General features: G+C 44.8%; 4 protein-coding genes. All 4 read left to right on the top strand.

All coding sequences use genetic code 11. The annotated features are described in order from the left end of the window. On the top strand, window positions 1–522 hold a 522-nt coding region (locus ACLOR3_RS08965), incomplete at its 5' end, for an MATE family efflux transporter (RefSeq protein WP_412037155.1). 5 nt (window positions 523–527) lie between these two features. Then, window positions 528–1,151, top strand: coding sequence for an HAD-IA family hydrolase (locus ACLOR3_RS08960; protein WP_195324656.1), 624 nt, complete (start codon window positions 528–530; stop codon window positions 1,149–1,151). 575 nt (window positions 1,152–1,726) lie between these two features. Further along, the gene (polA, locus tag ACLOR3_RS08955) at window positions 1,727–4,372 is read left to right on the top strand and encodes a DNA polymerase I (RefSeq protein ID WP_411400917.1); all 2,646 of its coding nucleotides are present in this window, start codon (window positions 1,727–1,729) and stop codon (window positions 4,370–4,372) included. Between the two features lie 134 nt (window positions 4,373–4,506). After that, on the top strand, window positions 4,507–4,915 hold a 409-nt coding region (locus ACLOR3_RS08950), incomplete at its 3' end, for a CoA-binding protein (protein ID WP_412037154.1).

Below are 4,915 nucleotides of genomic sequence, written 5' to 3'. Positions count from 1 at the left end.
GCGGTAGCTGGGAATGCTATTGGGGAAGTCTTGACCCAGTTCAACTATATGCCGGTCTTTGGGATTGCGACAGCGACAGTCATGTTGGTCGCCAAAAGTTTGGGACAGAATGATTTACAAGGGATCAAGCAAATCATCAGTAGGAGTTTTTGGATTTCCTTTCTCACCATGCTTCCCCTCGCCCTTACCATCTTCTTGTTTGGAAGTCCTTTGACAGCCCTTTACACTAAGGATCCAGGAGCCCTTGCTGCCTCCTTATCCGTCATTTTGTTCTCTTTACTTGGAACGCCTCTGACAGCTGGGACCGTCATCTATACCGCGGTCTGGCAAGGGTTAGGCAACGCGCGTCTTCCCTTCTATGCGACCACTATCGGCATGTGGGTGATTCGGATTGGCTCAGGTTATCTGATGGGGGTTAGCCTCGGTTGGGGCTTGCCAGGGATTTGGGCTGGTACCCTTTTGGACAATGGATTTCGCTGGATTTTCTTAAAAACACTCTATCATCGGACATGGAAGGAATAAAATGTATGACACGAGCTTTTATTTGGGATTTGGATGGAACTCTTTTGGATTCTTATGAAGCTATTTTAGATGGGATTGCTGAGACTTATGCGCATTACTCTTTGGACTTTGATCGAGAAGCGGTCCATGCCTTTATCCTTCAACAATCCGTCCAGGCACTTCTTGAAGAAGTGGCTAGAGAACATGGTTTGGATGCGGAAGAAATGAATCGTTATCGTGCGTCTAGCCTGCGTGAGAAAAATGCCCAAGTGCATCTGATGTCAGGAGCTAGAGACATTCTAGCTTGGGCCAAAGAGGAAGGGATTGTCCAATTCGTCTATACCCACAAGGGGAAAAATGCTTATCCAATTCTGGAAGATCTAGGGATCTTATCCTATTTCCAAGAGGTTGTCACAACGGACAATGGCTTTCGAAGAAAACCAGATCCAGAAGGAGTCGATTATCTAGTGGATAAGTATCAACTGGATCGGAGTGAGACCTATTATATTGGAGATCGAACCTTGGATGTTGATCTGGCAGACAATGCAAGAATCGGGAGTATTAATTTTTTGGATTACAAGCCGGATGTCAATCATGCGATTCGTCATTTGGATGACATTCGCCTCTATTTTGAAGAAGAAAAAAGTTAACTTATTTAACAAAGCTAGGCTTCTTTGTTGCTGGAATGGCGCTATGAAAAGAATCCGTAAACAATTTGTTTTGGAAATGAAATAATTCCTTAAGAAATCTTTAAGATAAATCCGATATAATAAAACCATAAACAAAGACCTCCTAACTTTGTTTATGAAATCCTAAAACTTTTCTTTTTCATAATAATCTCCCTAAAAGGCCACCAAATCCGGTGGTCTTTTACTTTGCTTTTCTTAGGGCTACGATGGCAAGGGCTCCATCTTCAGTTACCGGTCTGCAGCAAAAAACAACTGCATGCTTTGCGCCTCAGCTTTTAGTTTTCTTAAAGCTTTCTATAAGGAATGGTTTAGGTTTGAGCTGTATACTAAACTCATCCAATAAGAAATGAGGTACAGAAAATGAAAATCTCAGTTAATTATCCAAAACGCTTTAAGAAATTGCCACAACAAGGTTCTTGTTACGGCGAATAAACACTTCTCTTCATTTTTCATAAGAAATTCCTAAAGAAGGCTCTACCCGAAAGGGTAGAGTTTTTATGTACCAGAGACCTTGTGATTCGTGGTATAATAAGCCTATGGAAAAAAAGAACAAATTACTACTCATCGACGGGTCTTCCGTCGCTTTTCGTGCCTTTTTTGCACTTTATAATCAAATCGATCGCTTCAAAAATGCCAATGGGTTGCATACCAATGCGGTCTATGGTTTTAACCTCATGTTGAGCCATCTCTTGGAGCGCATCCAACCAACCCATGTCCTCGTTGCTTTCGATGCAGGCAAGACGACTTTTCGGACGGAGATGTATGCCGACTACAAAGGAGGCCGGGCAAAAACTCCAGATGAGTTCCGTGAGCAGTTTCCTTTCATTCGTGAACAACTGGATCATTTGGGGATCCGCTATTATGAGCTAGCCCAGTATGAGGCAGATGACATCATTGGAACGATAGATAAGATGGCCGAAGCTAGCTCGGTGCCCTTTGATGTCACCATTGTCTCTGGGGATAAGGATTTGATCCAGCTGACAGATGATAATACGGTGGTTGAAATCTCCAAAAAAGGGGTGGCAGAGTTTGAAGAATTCACTCCAGCCTATCTGAAAGAAAAGATGGGACTGACACCAGAGCAGTTTATTGACCTCAAGGCCTTGATGGGAGATAAGTCGGATAATATCCCGGGTGTCACCAAAATCGGAGAAAAGACAGGGATCAAACTACTCCTAGAGTATGGCTCTCTCGATGGCATTTACGAGCATATCGATGAGATGAAGGCCTCTAAGATGAAGGAAAACCTCATCAACGACAAGGAGCAGGCCTACCTATCCAAGACTCTCGCGACCATTGATACCAATGCGCCTATTGAAATTGGCCTGGACGATATCACCTATACGGGCCCCCATCTAGAAAATCTCGCCAAGTTTTATGAGGAGATGGGCTTCAAGCAACTCCGTCAGGCATTAGATCTCAGTGGAGAAGAAGCGGTTCCTGTAGCTATTGACTATGCAGAAGTCGAGCAGGTCACTTCAGATATGCTCACGGAAGATAGTTTCTTCCATTTTGAGATTTTTGGGGACAATTACCATACGGAACCCATCATCGGTTTCGCATGGGGGACCAAAGGTCAGCTCTACGCGAGTACAGATACTGGTCTTTTACAAACACCGATTTTCAAAGAATTTCTCGAAAAAACGCCCCTCAAGGTCTATGACTTTAAGCGGGCCAAGGTCTTGCTCAGCCACTTGGGCATTACTCTTCAAAATCCCGCTTTTGACAGTCGATTGGCTAAGTATCTCTTGTCGACCGTAGAGGACAATGAAATTTCAACCATTGCGAGTCTCTATAGTCAGATTGCGCTACCGTTGGACGAAGTCGTTTATGGCAAGGGAGCCAAAAAAGCTATCCCAGAAAAGGCGGTCCTATTAGAGCATTTGGCACGAAAAGTCGCTGTTCTACTGGATACCGAAGGGCCCATGGTGGAGCAGTTGCAAGCCCATGACCAATTAGATTTGCTCTATGATATGGAGCAACCACTAGCAGCTGTTTTGGCCAAGATGGAAATCGCGGGGATCAAGGTAGAGCGCCAGACCCTAGAAGATATGCAGGTGGAAAACGAGGTGGTCTTGGAACGCTTAACTCAAGAAATCTATGAGCTTGCAGGAGAAGAGTTTAACATCAATTCTCCAAAACAATTGGGGGTCATTCTCTTTGAAAAATTGGAACTCCCTCTTGAATATACGAAGAAGACCAAAACCGGCTATTCAACAGCCGTCGATGTCTTGGAACGCCTAGCTCCAATTGCACCGATTGTATCTAAGATTCTTGAATACCGCCAAATCGCAAAAATCCAGTCTACCTATGTGGTGGGCTTGCAAGAGGCTATCCTAGAGGATGGAAAAATCCATACCCGCTATGTGCAGGATTTGACGCAGACAGGCCGTTTGTCCAGCGTGGATCCCAACTTGCAAAACATTCCTGTCCGTTTGGAACAAGGCCGTCTCATTCGTAAGGCCTTTGTCCCAGAAGAGGAAAATAGTGTCTTGCTCAGTTCGGACTATTCACAGATTGAATTGCGCGTCTTGGCCCATATTTCGGGAGATGAGCATTTGATTGATGCCTTTCAGCATGGGGCAGATATCCATACATCGACTGCTATGCGCGTCTTCAACATTGAAAAACCAGAATATGTAACGCCGAATGACCGGCGGAATGCAAAAGCGGTAAACTTCGGTGTGGTTTATGGAATTTCCGACTTTGGACTGTCTAACAACCTAGGGATCAGTCGAAAAGAAGCCAAGGCCTACATTGAGACTTACTTCGAACGCTACCCTGGCATCAAGGACTATATGGAGAGAGTGGTGCGGGAAGCGCGTGATAAAGGCTATGTGGAGACTCTCTTCAAGCGTCGTCGGGAGATTCCAGATATCAATTCTCGCAACTTCAATGTTCGAGGCTTTGCGGAGCGAACAGCTATCAACTCACCAATCCAAGGATCGGCAGCCGATATCTTGAAAATTGCTATGATCCACTTGGACCAAGCGCTAGAAGCAGGAGCATACAAGACCAAGATGCTCCTTCAGGTGCACGATGAAATCGTTCTGCAAGTACCAAGTGATGAACTGGCAGCGATCAAAGAGCTCGTCAAAGAGACCATGGAATCCGCTATCGAACTTGCGGTACCACTGGAAGCCGATGAGAATGAAGGCAAAACATGGTATGAAGCCAAATAAGATTAAGTTTGTTCAAAACAGAAAGCGGTAGGAAACTTTTCAGTTTCCTACCGCTTTTAACGACAAACACTTGCAATGCCTTCCGTATTGTTATACTATTTAAATAAAGGAAACGCATACAAAAGGAGATTCTTATGGCTTATTCATTTCGCAATCCTAGTGATGGCATTATCAAACATTACCTAGAAACCAGCAAGATCATCGCTGTGGTTGGATTATCTGACCGTGAAGATACGACCAGTCATCGTGTTAGCAAGGAGATGCAAGAGCGGGGCTATCGGATTATTCCTGTCAACCCTCGTGCAGCCGGTGGCCAAATCCTTGGAGAAAGGGTGTACGCTAGCCTGCAGGAAATTCCTTTCCCAGTAGATATCGTCGATGTTTACCGTCGCAGTGAGTTTTTGCCAGATGTAGCGCGTGACTTTATCGAGTCGGATGCGAAGATTTTCTGGGCACAATTGGAGCTGGAAAATCAAGAAGCAGAAGAAATCCTTCGTGGAGCTGGACGAGAAGATATCGTCATGAACCGCTGTATCAAACGCG

This window comes from Streptococcus intestinihominis, from assembly GCF_046824975.1.
In the GTDB taxonomy this organism is placed as follows: domain Bacteria; phylum Bacillota; class Bacilli; order Lactobacillales; family Streptococcaceae; genus Streptococcus.
The sequence above is the reverse complement of the archived record's forward strand: the minus strand, read 5'-3'. Positions and strand labels throughout refer to the sequence as shown.